General features: G+C 62.2%; 15 protein-coding genes. 9 read left to right on the top strand and 6 right to left on the bottom strand.

Going from position 1 to position 18,888, the window contains the following annotated elements; genetic code table 11:
- Positions 1 to 4: 4 nt before the first annotated feature.
- Positions 5 to 1,999 (top strand): MacB family efflux pump subunit, encoded by a 1,995-nt coding sequence (locus D9M09_RS22885; RefSeq protein WP_070218589.1) that lies wholly within the window; start codon positions 5 to 7, stop codon positions 1,997 to 1,999.
- A 189-nt stretch (positions 2,000 to 2,188) separates the two neighbouring features.
- Positions 2,189 to 3,178 (top strand): ABC transporter substrate-binding protein, encoded by a 990-nt coding sequence (locus D9M09_RS22880; protein ID WP_430886676.1) that lies wholly within the window; start codon positions 2,189 to 2,191, stop codon positions 3,176 to 3,178.
- Between the two features lie 69 nt (positions 3,179 to 3,247).
- On the opposite strand, the gene D9M09_RS22875 is transcribed toward D9M09_RS22880, so the two are convergent.
- Positions 3,248 to 3,856, bottom strand: a complete 609-nt coding sequence (locus tag D9M09_RS22875; RefSeq protein WP_121670455.1) for a hypothetical protein — start codon at positions 3,854 to 3,856, stop codon at positions 3,248 to 3,250.
- Positions 3,857 to 4,117: 261 nt separating this feature from the next.
- Here D9M09_RS22875 and D9M09_RS22870 point away from each other — a divergent pair, with 261 nt between their 5' ends.
- The 6 genes from D9M09_RS22870 to D9M09_RS22845 all read left to right on the top strand — a co-directional run bounded on the left by D9M09_RS22870 (position 4,118) and on the right by D9M09_RS22845 (position 11,573).
- Positions 4,118 to 4,921 (top strand): cytochrome C assembly family protein, encoded by an 804-nt coding sequence (locus tag D9M09_RS22870; protein ID WP_121670454.1) that lies wholly within the window; start codon positions 4,118 to 4,120, stop codon positions 4,919 to 4,921.
- Entirely contained in the window at positions 4,918 to 5,172 is a 255-nt protein-coding gene (locus D9M09_RS22865) for a PP0621 family protein (RefSeq protein WP_070218586.1), read from the top strand. The genes D9M09_RS22870 and D9M09_RS22865 overlap by 4 nt, the downstream gene beginning before the upstream one ends.
- Positions 5,173 to 5,291: 119 nt before the next feature.
- The gene (locus tag D9M09_RS22860) at positions 5,292 to 6,371 is read left to right on the top strand and encodes a sigma 54-interacting transcriptional regulator (RefSeq protein ID WP_121670453.1); all 1,080 of its coding nucleotides are present in this window, start codon (positions 5,292 to 5,294) and stop codon (positions 6,369 to 6,371) included.
- Complete coding sequence (gene ampD / locus D9M09_RS22855) at positions 6,349 to 6,960, top strand: 1,6-anhydro-N-acetylmuramyl-L-alanine amidase AmpD (protein WP_070310136.1); 612 nt, start codon at positions 6,349 to 6,351, stop codon at positions 6,958 to 6,960. The genes D9M09_RS22860 and ampD overlap by 23 nt, the downstream gene beginning before the upstream one ends.
- Before the next feature lie 391 nt (positions 6,961 to 7,351).
- On the top strand, positions 7,352 to 10,303 hold the full coding sequence (locus tag D9M09_RS22850; RefSeq protein WP_070218583.1) for a ribonucleoside-diphosphate reductase subunit alpha: 2,952 nt from the start codon (positions 7,352 to 7,354) through the stop codon (positions 10,301 to 10,303).
- 118 nt (positions 10,304 to 10,421) lie between these two features.
- Complete coding sequence (locus D9M09_RS22845; protein ID WP_070218582.1) at positions 10,422 to 11,573, top strand: ribonucleotide-diphosphate reductase subunit beta; 1,152 nt, start codon at positions 10,422 to 10,424, stop codon at positions 11,571 to 11,573.
- A gap of 835 nt (positions 11,574 to 12,408) precedes the next feature.
- Here the strand turns inward: D9M09_RS22845 and D9M09_RS29225 are convergent.
- A complete protein-coding gene (locus D9M09_RS29225; RefSeq protein WP_162995776.1) occupies positions 12,409 to 13,416 on the bottom strand; it encodes a hypothetical protein in 1,008 nt (335 codons plus the stop codon).
- A gap of 253 nt (positions 13,417 to 13,669) precedes the next feature.
- Here D9M09_RS29225 and D9M09_RS22835 point away from each other — a divergent pair, with 253 nt between their 5' ends.
- A complete protein-coding gene (locus D9M09_RS22835) occupies positions 13,670 to 14,203 on the top strand; it encodes a YggT family protein (protein WP_227742044.1) in 534 nt (177 codons plus the stop codon).
- A gap of 70 nt (positions 14,204 to 14,273) precedes the next feature.
- Here the strand turns inward: D9M09_RS22835 and D9M09_RS22830 are convergent, their stop codons facing one another.
- The 4 genes from D9M09_RS22830 to accC are packed head-to-tail and all read right to left on the bottom strand — an operon-like array spanning position 14,274 to position 18,848.
- Positions 14,274 to 15,212: a carbohydrate kinase family protein gene (locus D9M09_RS22830; RefSeq protein WP_034780255.1), complete on the bottom strand. Its 939-nt coding sequence runs from the start codon at positions 15,210 to 15,212 to the stop codon at positions 14,274 to 14,276.
- 11 nt (positions 15,213 to 15,223) lie between these two features.
- Complete coding sequence (locus D9M09_RS22825) at positions 15,224 to 16,483, bottom strand: DUF3426 domain-containing protein (RefSeq protein ID WP_121670451.1); 1,260 nt, start codon at positions 16,481 to 16,483, stop codon at positions 15,224 to 15,226.
- Positions 16,484 to 16,491: 8 nt separating this feature from the next.
- Complete coding sequence (gene prmA, locus D9M09_RS22820; RefSeq protein WP_070310144.1) at positions 16,492 to 17,436, bottom strand: 50S ribosomal protein L11 methyltransferase; 945 nt, start codon at positions 17,434 to 17,436, stop codon at positions 16,492 to 16,494.
- Entirely contained in the window at positions 17,433 to 18,848 is a 1,416-nt protein-coding gene (gene accC / locus D9M09_RS22815; RefSeq protein WP_070222157.1) for an acetyl-CoA carboxylase biotin carboxylase subunit, read from the bottom strand. The genes prmA and accC overlap by 4 nt, the downstream gene beginning before the upstream one ends.
- Positions 18,849 to 18,888 lie beyond the last annotated feature (40 nt).

Genomic DNA, 18,888 nt, shown 5'->3' with positions numbered 1-18,888 from the left:
TGCCATGAGTGAGGCCGCGTCGCTGGGACAAGCGGGACAGCCGGACCAAGCGGCGCCGTTGATTGAATTGCAAGGCATCCGCAAGCGCTACGGCGGCCACGATGGCGCGCCGGCCGTGGAAGTGCTGCGCGGTCTGACCTTGTCGATTGGCGCCGGCGAATTCGTCGCCATCGTCGGTGCGTCCGGTTCCGGCAAATCGACCCTGATGCACTTGCTTGGGTGCCTGGACAGGCCCAGCGACGGCACTTACCGCTTCGCCGGCCAGGACGTGGCCAGCCTGAATCCCGATGAACTGGCGTGGCTGCGGCGCGAAGCGTTCGGTTTCGTCTTCCAGGGGTATCACCTGATCGCCACCGAATCGGCGCGCGAAAACGTGGAAGTGCCGGCCCTGTACGCGGGCATGCCGGCCGCGGCCCGCCACGCCCGCTCGGAAGCGCTGCTCAAGCGCCTGGGCCTGGGCGAGCGGCTCGACCACCGGCCGAATCAATTGTCGGGCGGGCAGCAGCAGCGCGTGTCGATCGCGCGTGCCCTGATGAATGGCGGGCGCATCATCCTCGCCGATGAACCGACGGGGGCGTTAGATAGCAGCAGCGGTGCCGAAGTCATGGCCCTCTTGGGCGAACTGGCCGACGCGGGCCATACCATCATCCTCATCACGCATGACCGCAAGGTGGCGGCCCAGGCGCGCCGCGTGATCGAGATCAGCGACGGCGAAATCATCGCGGACTCGGGCGCCATCGCCATTCCCGCCACATCGACGGCCCTGCCGCCGCTGGACATGTCGCGCGCCGCCCATGACACGGGCGCGTCGCTGGGCACGGAATTGCTCGACGCGGCGCGCGCCGCCTGGCGCGTGCTGTGGATCAACCGTTTCCGCACGGGCTTGACCTTGCTGGGCATCGTCATCGGCGTCGCTTCCGTGATCGTCATGCTGGCCATCGGCCTGGGCACGCGCCAGCAAGTGATGGCGCAACTGGGCGCCTTCGGCTCGAACCTGCTGTACATGGCGTCGCGCGGCGAAAGCTCGCGCATCCCCGGGCGCAGCATCACCCTGGCCGACCTCGATGCGCTCAAGGACGTGCCGGGCATTTCCCACGTGCTGCCGAATGTCACGGGCAACAAGGTGATACGCCACGGTAACCTCGACGTGCAGACCTATGTGCGCGGCACGGGGCCGGCCCTGCCGCAGATCCAGACCTGGCCCGTGGCCAAGGGCGGTTTCTTTACCGAGGAAGACGAGCGCGAGATGGCCACCGTGGCCGTGCTGGGCGCGCACCTGGCCGAAAAGCTGATGCCCGACGTGCCCAACCCCGTGGGGCAGAGCATCCTGATCGGCAACGTGCCGTTCCAGGTGATCGGCGTGATGAGCGCGAAAGGCGCGCTGACGGGCGAGAAGGATGAAGACGACGTGCTGCTGCTGCCGTTTTCCACGGCCGGCATCCGCGTCTTCGGCCAGCGCGAGCCGACGTACACGGTGATGGCCGTGGACGACGTCAAGCGCGTGACGGAGGTGGAGGCGGCGGTCGACGCCACCATGTTCGAGCGCCACCGCATCCGCGACTACGGCATCAGCAATGCGGCCGCGTCGATCGCCGCCGAAGCCAAGACGCAGGACAACATGACCATGATGCTCAGCCTGATCGCCGCCGTCTCGCTGGTGGTGGGCGGCATCGGCGTCATGAACGTGATGCTGATGACGGTGCGCGAGCGCACGCGCGAAATCGGCATCCGCATGGCGACGGGCGCGCGCCGGCGCGATATCCTGCGCCAGTTCCTCACCGAAGCCGTGCTGGTGTCGGTGGTGGGCGGCGTGGCCGGCATCGTGGTCGGCGTGACGGTGGCCGGCCTGCTGCTGGTCTGGGACGTGCCCGTGATCTTTTCGCTCAGCGCCATCGCCGGCGCATTTGCCTGCGCCGTAGTGACGGGGCTGGTGTTCGGCTTCATGCCGGCGCGCAAGGCGTCGGGACTCGATCCGGTGGTGGCGCTGGCGGGACAGTAACGCTTCATGAAGCCGGGCTTGCTGCTCCCGGATTCGCCTGTCTTTGCGCTGCTGCAACAGCGCCAAGGCAGGCTTTCCATAAAAAAGATTGCTCCTGACTCAACACACGGTACTATCTCCCCATAATAAGAGCAGTGTTTCGTGTTTTATGCCCTTGCGGGCACATACCAACCACCACAGGAGAACCCGATGCAGAAAAAATCAACCTTGAAGACCGGTATTGCCGCCGCCCTCATGCTGGCGTTCGGCATGGGCGCCGTGCAGGCACAGGCGCAGGAAGTCGTGCGCCTGGGGAATTTGAAATTCGCCCATTACGGCGCCGTGTCGTACATCAAGGAAATCGCGCCCAAGTGCGGCATCAAGGTCGAAGAGCATGTCTTCGCCAAGGGCCTCGACGTGATGCAGGCGATTATCGCGGGCGAGCTGGACGTGGGCGCGACGGCGTCCGAAGCGGCCATTTCCGGCCGCGCCGGCGGCGCGCCGATCTATGTGGTGGCCGGTTTTGCCAAGGGCGGCGCGCGCCTGGTGGCGGGCGCCGGGCAAAAGATCGCCAGCGTCAAGGAACTCAAGGGCAAGCGCGTGGGCGTGACGCGCGGCGGCATCCAGGAAGTGCTGCTGCTGGCCGAGCTGTCGCAGGCGGGTCTGACGTATTCGGAAACCAAGGGCAAGGACGTGCAGCTGGTGTTCCTCGCCTACGCCGACTTGAACCAGGCGCTGATGGGCAAGAATCTCGACGCCATGATGCAGTCGGAACCGCAATCGTCGCAGGCGATCAACAAGGGTTTTGGCACCGAAGTCATCAAACCGTACGACACGCCGATCGGCGAGCCTGTGCGGACCATGGTGATGACGGAAAAGTTCTACAAGGAACGCCGTCCTGTGGCGGAAAAATTCATGCGCTGCTTCGTCGAAGCGACGAAAACCTTTATCGACAACAAGGCGACGGCGGAAAAGTATGTGCGCGAAGTCGTGTTCCGCGGTCAGATCACGAAGGATGACTTCGACGACGCGATCAGCAATTCGCCGTATTCGTATGACATCTCGCCCGAGCATATCCAGGTCACCACGGACGTGATGGTGAAAACGGGCGTGGGCCGCATGACGAAGCCGCCCGTGGCCAAGGACTGGGTCAAGACGGACTTGCTGGAGCAGGCGAAAAAGAGCCTGAACGTGAAGTAAATCAGGCAACCATGTAAAAAACCTCCGTGCCAGCGATGGCGCGGAGGTTTTTTTTGTGGAGGCGTGGCCTTAGCGGGCGTTAAAACCCATCCAGCCTTTTTCCGTGTGCCGGAAGCTCAAGGTGTAGATGCGCGTCAGTTCATCGCCTTTCTTCAACTGGCGGCTGATGATGGCGCCGTAATTGTCTTGCACGAGCTGGTCCGACCATTGCAGCAGGTTCTCGAAACGCTCGGCCGTCATCGCCGCCTGGCGCGCCAGCAGCGGCGCGGGAATCGCCTTTTTTTCCTGCTGCTGCGTCCAGAATTCGCGGAACACCTTGTTTTCGCCGCCCATGCCGCGCGCCATCAGGCCCAAACCCATGGTCATGCCCACGGAGCCGTCCGTCTTGGCCTGCGCTTCGAGCTTGTCGGCCACGTCGGCCAGCAATTCCAGGTAGCCCACCTTGGCGCGCAGCACGGCCGAGCCCTTGATTTCATATTGTTCGTTCTCTTTCCAGCCGTTCAGCTTTTCCAGCTTCGCGATGTCGAAGTACTCCTTGTACAGGTCATAGCTTTGGATCGAGGTACGGAAATACTCTTCGTAGGTGGACTGGGACGGCGCATCTTTCATGCAGCCGCTTAATACAGTGCAGGCGGCCAGCAGCAGGCAGGTCCAGGAAATTTTTTTGAAAGAAAACATGGCGGTGGGGGCAGGTGGCGAAAGGTCGATGATTATTGCTCTGTGGACATAATTATAGGACTGGCTAATCAGGATGGCAACGTGGCCGCGACGCGGCGACCGTACATGGAAGGAAAGATTGCCGAAATCTTGAGGGTGCGCCACCCCGTCGCGCCCGAGGCACGATATCATGGCAGGCTTGCGGTATCGGCTGGCGCCAATTGCCTACAGCCCATACTGTCGCTTGAATCGCGCTTGCCGGCTATGGTGTAAACTTAAACTATGCAGATCTATTTCTTTTTCATCGCCGCCCTGTTGTACGCGGCGTGCGCGGTGCTTCCCTCGTCCCGTGCCCGGCTCATTGCCGGCCTGACCGGCGTCGCCTGGCTGGCGCACGCCGCCACCCTGTGGTTCGACCTGATGGCGCCGGGCACCTTGCGCTTCGGTTTTTCCGCCATGCTGTCGGCCGCGCTATGGGTCTCGGTGGGCGCCTACTGGATAGAGAACCGCAATTTCAGCCTGGACGGACTGCGCCGCATGGTCATGCCCAGCGCCGTCCTCGCCATTGGCCTGGCCTGGGCCTTTCCCGGCAGCCAGGTCAGCATGGAAGGCAAGTCGGCCGTCTTCGGCTGGCATATTGCCGTGGCCGTGCTCGCCTACAGCACCTTGACGATCGCCGCCTTTCACGCCGTGCTGATGGCGCTGCAGGAATCGCGGCTGCATACGCGCAGCGAAAGCCGCGGCTTCATCGGCAGCGCGCTGGACCAGCTGCCAGCCTTGCTGACGATGGAAAAGCTGCTGTTCCGCATGATTGGCCTCGGGTTTATTTTGCTCAGCTTGACCGTGCTGTCGGGCATCGTGTTCTCCGAGCAATTATTTGGCAAGGCGCTCAACTGGGATCACAAATCCGTGTTTACCATGCTGTCGTGGCTATTGTTTGCCGCCCTGCTGGCGGGGCGCCGCTTTCGCGGCTGGCGCGGCAAGACGGCCCTGAGCTTCACCCTGGCCGGTTTCGCCACCTTGCTGCTGGCCTATGTCGGCAGCCGTTTTGTACTGGAAGTGGTTTTACACCGAGGATTCGCATGACACGTGTTTTATTCTGGCTGGCGCTGGTGTTCCTGGTGCTGTTTGCTATCCGCAGCAAGATCCGGGGCATGCAGCAGCGCGCCCGCGCGCAGCAGCCGCCGAATCCGTTTGCGCCGCCGGGCCGGCCGCAGGAATTGCCCGATGCCGAGCTGATGCTGTGCTGCGCCCATTGCGGCGTCTACTATCCGGCCTCGGAAAACGTGCAGGCCAAGGGTCACGATTACTGCAGCCACGCGCACGCCACCGTGTAAGGGCAAGCGCGCAGCTTCGCGCGCGTTGCTCATCCGTATCGTAACGACCTCCGGCATTCGTCCGGCGTAGCATCTGCAGCAGGCGGTTCGCCACCGCCATTGCAGAAAGGCGCGCTCCCATGTCCAGTCCCCGCACCAGCCAGCAGACCGTGACCACCACCGGCATGGAGCCGGCGCCGCAACTGAGCGGTAATTCCTTGCCCATGCAGGCGCTGCGCGCGCAGATAAGCCGCATCGCCCGCTGCGGCGCGCCGGTGGCCATCCGCGGCGAATCAGGCACGGGCAAGGAACTGGCGGCGCGCGCCATCCATGCGCAGGGCGCGCGCGCCGGCTTCCCGTTTATCGCCGTCAACTGCGGCGCCATACCCGAAGCGCTGATGGAAGCGGAATTCTTCGGCTGCCGCCCGGGCGCCTACACGGGCGCGCTGCACGAGCGCCAGGGCTTGTTCCAGGCGGCCCATGGCGGCAGCCTGCTGCTCGACGAAGTCGACGACCTTCCGCTGGCCATGCAGGTGAAACTGTTGCGCGTGCTGCAGGAGCGCCGCGTGCGCAAGCTGGGCGGCAGTGCTGACGAAGCCGTCGACGTGCGCATCCTGTGCGCCAGCCAGCATGGCCTGGCGAGCGGCGTGGCCGCCTGCACCTTTCGCCAGGATCTGTTTTACCGCCTCAATGTGATCGAACTGGCGCTGCCGCCGCTGCGCGAACGGCGCGGCGATCTGCAGGTATTATGTGAGGTGATCCTGGCGCGCCTGTCGCCACGCCGGGCCGTGAGCCTGGCGCCGCCCGTGCTGGCGGCCCTGGCCGCGTACGCGTTTCCCGGCAATGTGCGCGAACTGGAAAACGTGCTGGAGCGGGCACTGGCCTTTGCCGACGGCGGCGTGATCGCGCTCGACGGGCTGGCCTTGCCATCCGCGCCGGACAGCATGCCGTTGCGGGCGGCGCCGGCATTGCCGGACTTGCCGGAGCGGCAACTGTGCCTACCCGGCATGGCGGCATATGGCGTGAGCCCGGCCCTGCCGCTGGACGTGTATTTGCGTCAGGCCGAGCGCGACATGATCATGCAGGCGCTGGTCCAGGCGCGTTATCACCGCGCGCGGGCGGCGCGTCAGCTGGGCCTGAGCGTGCGCCAGTTGCGTTACCGCATGCAGAAATTGACGATACAGGAAGCATTACTTGATGAGCGGATGGACGATAGATGAAGATGGCTGGTGCGACGGCGCGCTGCGCTATGACTCGCCGTACTGCGATGCGCGCCCGGACGGTGCGCAAGTCGACTTGCTGGTGATTCATAACATCAGCTTGCCGGGTGGCCGCTTTGGCGGGCCGCATGTGTCGGACTTGTTTACGGGCCGGGTAGATTATAATGCCGATCCTTCCTTCGCCGACCTGCGTGGCTTGCAGGTGTCGGCGCACTTTTTTGTGCGGCGCGATGGTGCGTTGTTGCAATATGTTTCTACTGATCAACGTGCCTGGCATGCGGGCGCGTCCGTGTTCGAAGGACGCCCGCAGTGCAATGGCTATTCCATCGGTATCGAAATGGAGGGCGCGGACGATGTGCCTTTCCAGCGGCGGCAATACCATGTGCTGGCGGCGCTGACGGCGGCGCTGGTGGCGCGCCACGGGCTGTCCCATGTGCGCGGCCACGAGCATATCGCACCGGGACGGAAGACGGATCCGGGGCCGTTTTTTGACTGGCATTTTTATCAAGAGTGCTGGCTGGAAACCCTGCGCGGGCAGCCTGCGTTAGCGCTTACTTCGCGGGGATTGGGCTTTCCATCCATGCCCTGAAAAGTCAACCGAAATCGTATATGAAAATACAAAAAATTACGCCGGCGGATGCTGGAAAACTATTGCATCGCCCTTCGATGGGCACTACAATTAGTGCAGAAGTTGGATGTAAAGACTATATCTAGTGCCATCACAGACGTTTTCAGAATTATTGTCAAAGCTATCCGGATTGCTGATAAAGCACTGGAACTGGCGGTTTATCACCCTTGATCGTGTTTCGCGCCAGCCGGGCAGTACGGTGTGGCGCTATGGATACTGACCTGTTTTATGCATTATAAATTTACTATTTAGCAACAAATACCTGAAGAAACCCTGACCATCGGGCGTTCTATTCAACAACACACGCGGCAGCAAAACTGCAGGCTGACTTTAGCTGACAACGGGAGCTTCAATGCAATCACCACAAGATATTTCCATCCATCCAACGCCAGTATCGCCAGCGCCAGGCGCGGCCAACAGCGTGGCGAGCACGGGCGCGGCACTGGGCGACTATCGCATCATCCGCCGCAACGGCGCGGTGGTGGCATTTGAGCCTTCGAAGATCGCCATCGCCATGACCAAGGCGTTTTTGGCCGTTAACGGCGGCCAGGGCGCCGCCTCGGCACGCATCCGCGAACTGGTGGAGCAACTGACGGACGGCGTCGTCGCCGCGCTGGTGCGCCGCCATCCGGGCGGCGGCACCTTCCATATCGAAGACGTGCAAGACCAGGTGGAACTGTCGCTGATGCGTTCGGGCGAGCACGATGTGGCGCGTGCCTACGTGCTGTACCGCGCCAAGCACATGGAAGAGCGCCGCCTGCAGAAGGAAGCGCAAGGCGCGTCCGCACAAGTTTCCGCACCACAATTAAATGTCACCGACAACGGCGTGCGCCGCCTGCTGGACATGCAGGAAGTGCGCGACCTGATCAACGCCGCCTGCGCAGGCCTGGAAAAGCACGTCGATGCCGACGCCATCCTGGCTGAAACGGTGAAGAACCTGTACGACGGCGTGCCCGTCGAAGAGCTGCACAAGTCGGCCATCCTGGCGGCGCGCGCGCTGATGGAAAAAGACCCGGCCTACAGCCAGGTCACGGCCCGCATCCTGCTGCACACGGTGCGCAAGGAAGTGTTCGGCAAGGAAGTGCCGCAAGCGGCCGCCGCCGCCGAATATCTGACGTATTTCCCGCAATATATCGCCAAGGGCATCGCCGCCGAGCTGCTGAACCCGGTACTCGCCAGTTTCGACCTGGAGCGCCTGGCCAAAGCCATCGTCGCCGACCGCGACTTGCAATTCGGCTACATCGGCCTGCAAACCCTGTACGACCGCTACTTCCTGCACATCCAGGACGTGCGCATCGAAATGCCGCAGGCGTTCTACATGCGCGTGGCCATGGGCCTGGCGCTGAACGAGGCGGACCGCGAAGCGCGCGCCATCGAGTTCTACAGCCTGCTGTCCTCGTTCGACTTCATGAGTTCGACCCCGACCCTGTTCAATTCGGGCACCCTGCGCTCGCAGCTGTCGTCGTGCTACCTGAGCACCGTCTCCGATGACCTGGAAGGCATCTACGACGCCATCAAGGACAACGCGCTGCTGGCCAAGTTTGCCGGCGGCCTGGGTAACGACTGGACGCCGGTGCGCGCCCTGGGCGCCCACATCAAGGGCACCAACGGCAAGTCGCAAGGCGTGGTGCCGTTCCTGAAAGTGGTCAACGACACGGCCGTGGCAGTCAACCAGGGCGGCAAGCGCAAGGGCGCCGTCTGCGCCTACCTGGAAACCTGGCACATGGACATCGAGGAATTCCTCGACCTGCGCAAGAACACGGGCGACGACCGCCGCCGCACGCACGACATGAACACGGCGAACTGGATTCCCGACATGTTCATGAAGCGCGTCATGGAAAAAGGCGATTGGACGCTGTTCTCGCCGTCGGACACGCCAGACCTGCACGACAAGGTCGGCAAGGCTTTTGAGCAGGCTTACCTGGGCTACGAAGCCAAGGCCGCCGCCGGCGAAATCCGCGTCTTCAAGAAGATCGCGGCGCTGGATCTGTGGCGCAAGATGCTGTCGATGCTGTTTGAAACGGGCCACCCATGGATCACGTTCAAGGATCCGTGCAACATCCGCAGCCCGCAGTCGCACGTCGGCGTCGTCCACAGCTCGAACCTGTGCACGGAAATCACGCTGAACACGGGCCCTGACGAAATCGCCGTCTGCAACCTCGGTTCCGTGAACATGCCGGCGCACATGAAGGAAGGCAAGCTCGATCACGTCAAGCTGGCCAAGACCATCCGCACCGCCATGCGCATGCTCGACAACGTCATCGACATCAACTACTACGCCGTCGACAAGGCGCGCAACTCGAACATGCGCCACCGTCCGGTCGGCATGGGCATCATGGGCTTCCAGGACTGCCTGCACATGATGCGCGTGCCGTTCGCCTCGGACGCGGCTGTCAGCTTCGCCGACACCTCGATGGAAGCCGTCTGCTACTACGCCTACCTGGCGTCGACGGAACTGGCCGAAGAGCGCGGCCGCTATGAATCGTACGCCGGTTCGCTGTGGGACCGCGGCATCCTGCCACAGGACTCGGTCAAATTGCTGGCCGAAGAGCGCGGCGGTTACCTGGAAGTCGATTCCTCGTCGGCCATGGACTGGACGCCGGTGCGCGAGCGCATCGCCAAGTTCGGCATGCGCAACTCGAACTGCGTGGCGATTGCCCCGACGGCGACGATTTCGAACATCATCGGCGTCTCGGCCTGTATCGAGCCGACGTTCCAGAACCTGTACGTGAAATCGAACCTGTCGGGCGAATTCACCGAGATCAACGGCTACCTGGTGCGCGACCTGAAGGCGCGCGACCTGTGGGATGAAGTCATGATCTCCGACCTGAAATACTTCGACGGCTCGCTGGTGAAGATCGACCGCATCCCGCAAGACCTGCGCGACATCTACGCCACCGCCTTTGAAGTGTCGCCAAGCTGGCTGGTGGAAGCGGCTTCGCGTCGCCAGAAGTGGATCGACCAGGCCCAGTCGCTGAACATCTACATGGCTGGCGCTTCGGGCAAGAAACTGGACGAGACCTACAAGCTGGCATGGCTGCGTGGCCTGAAAACCACCTACTACCTGCGCACCATCGCCGCCACTCACATGGAGAAATCGACTTCCAAGACGGGCGCGCTGAACGCCGTGGCAGTCGATGGCGGCATGTCGGCCAGCGCACAGAGCGCCCAGGCAGCGGTCGTGGCGGCAGCAGCAGTGGCCGTGGCGCCGGTAGTGGCAGCGGCGGCGGACGATGCCGATGGCGAAGCCTGCTACCTGCGTCCGGGTGATGACGGTTTCGAAGAGTGCGAAGCCTGCCAGTAAGATTTTAGTTGTCAGCCCAGAACTTCTGGGCTGATTCAATGTTGTCAATGTCCGTATTGTCCGATTCAACGGGCCTGTTGCGGATCGCCGGCTCGCCGGCATGGAAAGGAAGAAGAATATGTCGTTGTCTTGGGATGATGAAACCACGTCGGCAGCTGTGCCGCGTCCGGCGCAGCAAGCGCCGTTGGGAAATACCGATTTGAACCTGCCGGCCGGCGCCGAGCCGTCCGAAGCGAACGCCGAGCAAGTGGCGCGCCGCGTGAATGCCGACGACAAGCGCATCATCAACGGCAAGACGGACGTCAACCAGCTGGTGCCGTTCAAGTACAAGTGGGCGTGGGACAAATACCTGGCCGGCTGCGCCAACCACTGGATGCCGCAGGAAGTGAACATGCAGCGCGATATCGAGCTGTGGAAAAACCCGAACGGCCTGACGGACGACGAGCGCCGCCTGGTCAAGCGCAACCTGGGCTTCTTCGTGACGGCCGACTCGCTGGCCGCCAACAACATCGTGCTGGGTACCTACCGCCACATCACGGCGCCCGAGTGCCGCCAGTACCTGCTGCGCCAGGCGTTCGAGGAAGCGATCCACACGCACGCCTACCAGTACATCGTCGAATCGCTGGGCCTGGACGAAGGCGAGATCTTCAACGCCTACAACGAAGTCAAGTCGATCCGCGACAAGGATGAATTCCTGATCCCGTTCATCAACACCCTGACCGACCCGGCCTTCGTCACCGGCACGGTGGAAAACGACCAGAAGCTGCTGAAATCCCTGATCGTGTTTGCCTGCCTGATGGAAGGCCTGTTCTTCTATGTCGGCTTCACGCAGATCCTGGCGCTGGGCCGCCAGAACAAGATGATGGGCGCGGCCGAGCAGTACCAGTACATCCTGCGCGACGAATCGATGCACTGTAACTTCGGCATCGACTTGATCAACACGATCAAGATGGAAAATCCGCAGTTGTGGACGGCCGCCTTCCGCGAAGAGATCAAGGATCTGTTCATGAAGGCCGTGGAACTGGAATACGCGTACGCGGAAGACACCATGCCGCGCGGCGTGCTGGGTCTGAACGCGCCGATGTTCAAGGGCTATTTGCGCTTCATCGCCAACCGCCGCGCGCAGCAGATCGGCATCGAGCCGCTGTTCGCTCAGGAAGAAAATCCATTCCCGTGGATGAGCGAAATGATCGACATGAAGAAGGAACGCAACTTCTTCGAGACCCGCGTGACCGAGTATCAAACGGGTGGTGCGTTGAACTGGGAGTAATCCTTTTTCAGGCTACGCCAACAAGCGCCGTCATCGTGACGGCGCTTTTTTTTTGCGTGCGTGGCGGCGCAAAAATGCGCGCATCATCGGTGCATGCGACGAGGCCTGCGCCAGGATTTCCGGATGCCGCGCATGGCCGCATCGCACACCCGAAAAAGCATTTCCGGAGACGCTGGCGGCGGCATTTGCCGCGCGATTGTGCGATAGCACGCGTATCGTGCAAAAAAGCGGGCGAAAACGTGTCGTGCCGGTTGCGCATTGACAAGGTTTTCGTGTACTTTATGAGATTGCAAATGCGAGCGTTAGAATGCGGGGTTTTTTAACCAGCGCGGTAGCGAAAAAACCTCGCAAAACAGGGATACAGATTTACACGGATATGCACAAAACCACACCGTTTTCGTCTGCCGCCGTGCCCGAATTTTTTCAGGCATGGCGGTTTTTTATTTGACGCATCGGTGTTGTGGCGAGCGCGATGCGAGGAGCGAAAAAACGCACGGCATCGAAAACGAATGACCGAATTCAGACTTTGCCACCAGCTGCGAGATAAAGCAGGGTGGCACCGACGATGGCTGAAGTGCTGCAAACGTGAGGAGTTGCAGCAGTTCAGCTGGTGCCGAATTCATTAGCGCAAACGACCGTTTGTGCCGATGAATAATTCGCCTGGCCTATCCCTGTGGTGGGTCGGACGGGTTTAAATCTTGTAGCTTAAATTTCTCATCTCAGATGAAGGAGAGACAAATGGCAACAGCCGCTAAGAAATCAGAAGTAAAGAAACCAGCCGCCAAGGCTGCTCCTGCCGCGAAGAAGCCGGCAGCCGCAGCGAAGACGGTTGCCGCTAAACCAGCTGCCAAAGCCGCAGCGAAACCAGCAGCAAAACCGGCTGCCAAAGCCGCAGCCAAGCCTGCAGCAAAAGTGGCTGCCAAGCCAGTAGCGAAAGCCGCAGCGAAACCTGCGGCCAAGGCAGCAGCAAAACCGGCAGCCAAGCCAGCAGCGAAAGCCGCAGCGAAACCGGCAGCCAAGCCTGTCGCGAAAAAAGCCGCAGCCAAACCGGCCGCCAAGCCAGCAGCAAAAGCCGCAGCAAAACCGGCCGCCAAGGCAGCAGCCAAACCAGTAGTGAAAAAAGCCGCAGCGAAACCTGCAGCCAAGGTGGCAGCGAAACCGGCCGCCAAGGCAGCAGCCAAGCCAGCAGCGAAAAAAGTCGTCGCCAAGGCAGCAGCGAAGCCAGCAGCAAAAGCTGCAGCCAAGCCAGCGGCCAAGGCAGCAGCCAAGCCAGCGGCCAAGGCAGCAGCCAAGCCAGCAGTGAAAAAAGCCGCAGCGAAACCTGCAGCCAAGGCAGCAGCGAAACCGGCCGCCAAAGCGGCAGCCAAGCCAGCAGCGAAAAAAGTCGTCGCCAAGGCAGCAGCGAAGCCAGCAGCCAAAGCGGCAGCCAAGCCAGCGGCCAAAGCAGCAGCCAAGCCAGCAGCAAAAGCTGCGGCGAAGCCAGCGGCCAAGGCAGCAGCGAAGCCAGCAGCAAAAGCGGCAGCCAAGCCAGCAGCCAAGGTAGCAGCGAAGCCAGCAGCAAAAGCTGCAGCCAAGCCTGCAGCCAAGCCAGCGGCCAAGGTCGCAGCGAAACCTGCAGCCAAGCCTGCGGCAAAAGCAGCAGCGAAACCTGCAGCCAAGCCAGCGGCCAAAGCAGCGGCGAAGCCAGCAGCCAAGCCAGCAGCGAAGCCAGCGGCCAAGGTAGCAGCGAAGCCGGCAGCGAAAGCAGCAGCGAAACCTGCCGCCAAGCCAGCCGCCAAACCAGCCGCAGCGCCAGTCGTGGCAGCCGCACCAGCAGCAGCGCCGGCAGCAGCTCCAGCGGCACCAGCCGCCGTGGCCGCCAAGCCAGCCGCCAAGAAGGCCGCGCCTAAAAAGGCCGCACCGAAGAAGGCAGCTCCTGTCGCCAAGCCATCGGCACCTATCGCACCTGTAGCAAAAACCGTGTTGGCACCGGCTGCAGCCTGGCCATTCCCAACCAGCACCCGCCCATCGTAATTCCAACGATACGGGTGCCTGGATGAGGCAACACGCCGCTGTGTGACTCAATCACACAGCGGTTTTTTTTTGGAGAATTAGTCGTGCTGATCGTTATCCTTACATTGATCGTTGATACCATCGCCACCTTGCTGGGCGGCGTGTTACTGCTGCGCTTCTGGATGCAGGCGGTGCGCGTGCGGCCGCCCTCGTCGGTGGCGCAATTCACGTTTCAATTGTCCGACTGGCTGGTGCGCCCCCTGCGCCGCGTGGTACCGGGCGTGGGCGGGTATGACTGGGCCAGCCTGATCGGCGCCTTCCTGATCGTGCTGCTGGCCAGCTCGGTGCTGTTTATTTCCGGCGCTCCCGTCGAAGTTGTGCTGCTCAAGTCGCTGCAACGCTTCCTGCAATGGATACTCTACGGTTTCATGGCCTTGCTGATCATCGAAGCCATCTTCAGCTGGGTCAACCCGCATGCGCCGCTGGCGCCGTTCGTACGGGCCCTGAACGAGCCGCTGCTGCGTCCGATCCGCAAGGTGGTGCCGCTGGTAGGCAGTCTGGATTTGTCGCTGCTGGTGGCGCTGATCCTGCTGCAGATTGCGCAAGTGCTGGTGGGGATGATTATTGTGCTGCGATGATGGTGATGTGAGGGCGTAGGTCGGGTTAGCGTAGCGTAACCCGACATCCCCCACGAACCCGACCTACATATTAATAGCGGTAACCAAACGCCGCTTCGAACTGCTCGGCGATGCTCTCCGGCGTAAACACATGGTTTTGCGCGCCCTGGGTAGCGATCTTGATGGCGCCCAGCAGGCTGGCCAGACGGCCGCTGGTTTCCCAGCCCAGGTCGTTGGTGATGCCGAACAGCAAGCCGGCACGGTAGGCGTCGCCGCAGCCGGTCGGGTCCAGCACTTCCTTGGCGGTCACGACTGGAATGTCGATGCGCTTGCCGTCCGTATAGATCTCCGAACCTTTTTCGCCACGCGTGACGATCAGCGCTTCCAGGCGGCTGGCGATGTCCGGCAGGGTCAAGCCCGTGCGTTCCATCAACATTTCCATCTCATAATCGTTGGCCGACACATACGTGGCCTTGTTGATGAAGTCGATCAACTGTTCGCCATTGAAGCGTGGCAACTGCTGGCCCGGATCGAACATGAAGGGAATGCCCAGCTCGGCCAGGTCGGCGGCGTGCTTGAGCATGCCCTGGTCGCCGTCCGGCGAAATGATGGCGACCTTGGCCGGGCCTGCATTGGCGATCGGGTTTTCATGCGCGAACGACATGGCGCCCGGGTGGAAGGCGTTGATCTGATTATTGTCCGCATCGGCCGTGACGAAGCACTGCGCGTTGTAGCTGTCGGCCTTGATCAGGATGTTGGCGGTGGAAATGCCCAGCTTTTGCAGGCGCTCCAGGTAGGCGGCACTGTCTTGCCCCATCACGCCGACGATGCGCGGGTCGCCGCCCAGCATTTTCAGGCTATAGGCGATGTTGCCCGAGCAGCCGCCGAACTCCGTGCGCATGGTGGGCACGAGGAAGGAGACGTTCACCTTGTGCAGCTGGTCGGCCAGCAGGGATTCGCCGAAGCGGCCAGGGAATTGCATGATGGTGTCGGTGGCAAGCGAGCCGCAGATCAGCGATGTTTTGGTCATGATAGTGCCTGTTAAGGGTAAAAGATGGCGATATGGTAGCCAGACGCCGTGAGCTGGTCTAATGCAAAATACAGTTTGATGGTTTGTTCCGAGCGCGGCGCAAACCCCGCGTTCACGTCGATAGTGGCCGGCAGATAGTCGCGCGGCGCGATCACGCGGCGCAAGAGGGGCTTGTCGTTCGCGTCGTTGAGGATCAGTTCGATGCTGGGCCAGGCTTGCACGCTGCGGCTCTGGTTGCGCAGCAGCGAGACGTAGGAAAACGTCTGTTCCTTCAGGGTCTGCAGCTCGCCCTGCTCGATGGCCAGCGCCTCGATCTGCGCCGGCAAGTCGACCTGGCAGCCGCTGAGCTTGCACAGCGTGACCAGGGTCGGCTTCCACTGCGGAAATTGCGCCGCCAGCGGATTGCGGAAGGTGGTCATTACCTGCAGGAATAATAAAAGCAGCAGTACCACCGAGCCGGCGGCCATGGCCACGCGCAGGGCCTTGCTGCTCTGTTCGCGGCGCCGGCCCTGGGTGACGAAAGCCGGTTCGTCGTCGGCTGGCGGCAGGACCGGTTCTTCCTGCTCATCGGCTGGCGCCGGCGCAACGGCGGCGGGCAGCGGCGTGAAGGCATGGTCGGCCAGCGTGGGTTCGCGGCGCGCGGGGCTGGCTGCGGCAGGCGCAGGCGGCACGGGCTTGTCCAGGCTGACTTTTTCGGTCGCGGGCGGCGCCGCTGCGGCGCCAGTTTCCAGATTCGGTTCGCGGCGGCTATCGCGCAAATACGTGGCAAAGGCGGGCGCGTCATCGACCTGGCGGCGCTTGAAGGGCGCCATTGGCTGGGGCAACGGTGGTTCGGGCAGCTCGGCCGGTGTTTCTGCCGGTGTTTCTTCGGGGAGTTCGGGTGGTGCGTCGGCTGCTGCCTCTTCAGGCAGGCTGACGTCGAGATCCAGCTCGATGTGCTCGCCATCGTCCGCGTCATCCTTGAGCTTCGCCGTTTCCGGCAGGATGCCAAACGGGTCAAACGAGGTGTCGAAGTCGAGGGAGTAGATGGGTTCGTCGTCCGTGGCGGACGGCAGGCTGTTGTCGGCCAGATAACTGCTTGACGGCGGGGCGGCAGTACCGGGAGCGGATGTTAAAAACGGCGATGCCGCGGCTGGATCGACCAGCGCGGCATTGCCGTCAAACACTTCCCTGCACGTGCCACAGCGCACGATGCCCCCACGTAACTTCAACTGGTCAGCAGCGACCCGAAATATCGTGTTGCAATGGGGGCATTTGGTGGCGAGGGCCATTGCTGTGCTTATGCACCTTCCGCGCGGGGCGCAGGCGCTTGCGTTGCACCCAGGCGGCCATGCAGGGCCACCCAGCCGTCTTGCTCGGCCCATACACCCAGCTGGATGAACGGTGCGTAGGCAGCGGCCACTTCTTCCGCCTGGCGCGCCAGCACGCCGGACAGGATCAGGGCGCCGCCGTCGGCGACACGGCCGGAGAGCATCGGCGCCATCAGCTTCAATGGGCTCGACAGGATATTGGCGACGACGATGTCAAACTTGGCCGTGGCGTGTGCCGACGTGGCAAACGTGTCTGGCAAGAAATATTCGATCTCGCACTGGTTGCGCTCGGCATTGTCGCGCGCCGATTCGATCGCTTGCGGGTCGATGTCGACGCCGGCCACCGTTTGCGCACCGAGTTTCTTGGCCACCATGGCCAGGATGCCGGAACCGCAACCGTAGTCGAGCACGGTCTTGCCTGGGGCCGGATGGGCTTCCAGCCATTCCATGCACAGACGCGTGGTCGGATGGCTGCCCGTGCCGAAGGCCAGGCCCGGGTCCAGTTCCAGGATCAGACCGCTTGGATCCGGTGCCTCGTGCCAGCTGGGCACGACCCAGATATTCTTGCCGATGTGAATCGGTGCGAATTGCGACTGGGTCAAACGCACCCAGTCCTGCTCTTCCACGGGGCGCATGCTAAAGGCGGGCACTTCCGTCATGCCGACCGCTTGCGCAGCGGCGGCCACGATGGCGGCCTGGTCGGCGTCGACGTCCGTCAGCGCCACCACGCGGCTGCGTTCCCACGCCGCTTCCTTCGGTTCCATGCCGGGCTCGCCAAACAGCGGCTGCTCGGCATCCGTGCCTTCATCGGCGTCTTCCACCGATACCGACAGGGCACCCGCTTCCATCAACGCGTCGGACATGGCCTCGGCGTTGTCACGGGCGATTTCGATGACGATTTCCGTCCAGCTCATGCGCCCGCCTTGATTTCGGACTTCTTGGCGATGCTGGGGCTGCCGCCATTCAGGTTCTTGCCCAGGTCCGGCATGTCGGCCAGCTTCTGTTCCAGATAGTGAATGTTGGTGCCGCCTTCGATGAAGCGCGCGTCGATCATCAGTTCGCGGTGCAGGGCGATATTCGTGTTGATGCCTTCGACCACCATTTCGGACAGGGCGATCTGCATGCGGCGGATCGCTTGTTCGCGCGTGGCGCCGTAAGCGATCACTTTGCCGATCATCGAGTCGTAATGCGGCGGCACATAGTAGCCGGCGTAGGCGTGCGAGTCGACGCGGATGCCAGGGCCGCCCGGCGCATGCCAGGACACGATCTTGCCTGGCGATGGCGTGAACTTGAACGGGTCTTCCGCATTGATGCGGCACTCGATGGCGTGACCCGACAGCAAGACGTCGCGCTGGCGGAAACGCAGTTTTTCGCCGGCGGCGATGCGGATCTGTTCTTGCACGATGTCGATGCCGGTGATCATCTCGGTGACGGGATGCTCCACTTGCACGCGGGTATTCATTTCAATGAAATAGAACTCGCCGTTTTCGTACAGGAATTCAAACGTGCCGGCGCCGCGGTAGCCGATCTTGCGGCATGCTTCGGCGCAACGGTCGCCAATTTTCTCGATCAGTTTGCGCGGGATGCCCGGCGCCGGTGCTTCTTCGATCACTTTCTGGTGGCGGCGCTGCATGGAGCAGTCGCGCTCGCCCAGCCAGACGGCGTTCTTGTGTTCGTCGGCGAGGATCTGGATTTCCACGTGGCGCGGATTTTCCAGGTACTTCTCCATATACACTTCAGGGTTGCCGAAAGCGGTGCCCGCTTCCGTCTTGGTCATCGCCACGGCGTTGATCAGGGCCGCTTCCGTGTGCACCACGCGCATGCCGCGTCCGCCACCGCCGCCGGCGGCCTTGATGATGACCGGGTAGCCGATCTTGCGGGCAATTTGCACGATCGCTTTCGGATCGTCCGGCAACGCGCCTTCGGAGCCGGGTACGCACGGTACGCCAGCCTTGATCATGGTTTGCTTGGCCGATACTTTATCGCCCATCAGGCGGATCGATTCGGAGCGGGGACCGATGAAGACGAAGCCCGATTTCTCGACGCGTTCGGCAAAGTCGGCATTTTCCGACAGGAAGCCATAGCCTGGGTGAATCGCTTGCGCATCCGTCACTTCAGCGGCGCTGATGATGGCGGGCATGTTCAGGTAGCTCAGGGTCGACTGTGCCGGGCCGATACAAACGGATTCGTCGGCCAGCTTGACGTATTTCGCGTCCTTGTCGGCTTCGGAGTGGACTACAACCGTTTTAATGCCCATTTCGCGGCAGGCGCGCTGAATACGGAGGGCAATTTCACCACGGTTGGCAATCAGGATTTTTTCAAACATGGTAGGTTCGCGTATGTCTGTGAGAGCCGGCGAGCCGGCG

This window comes from Janthinobacterium agaricidamnosum, assembly GCF_003667705.1.
GTDB lineage: Bacteria > Pseudomonadota > Gammaproteobacteria > Burkholderiales > Burkholderiaceae_D > Janthinobacterium.
Note: the sequence above shows the minus strand (reverse complement) of the source record. Positions and strands in the feature narration are given on the sequence as shown.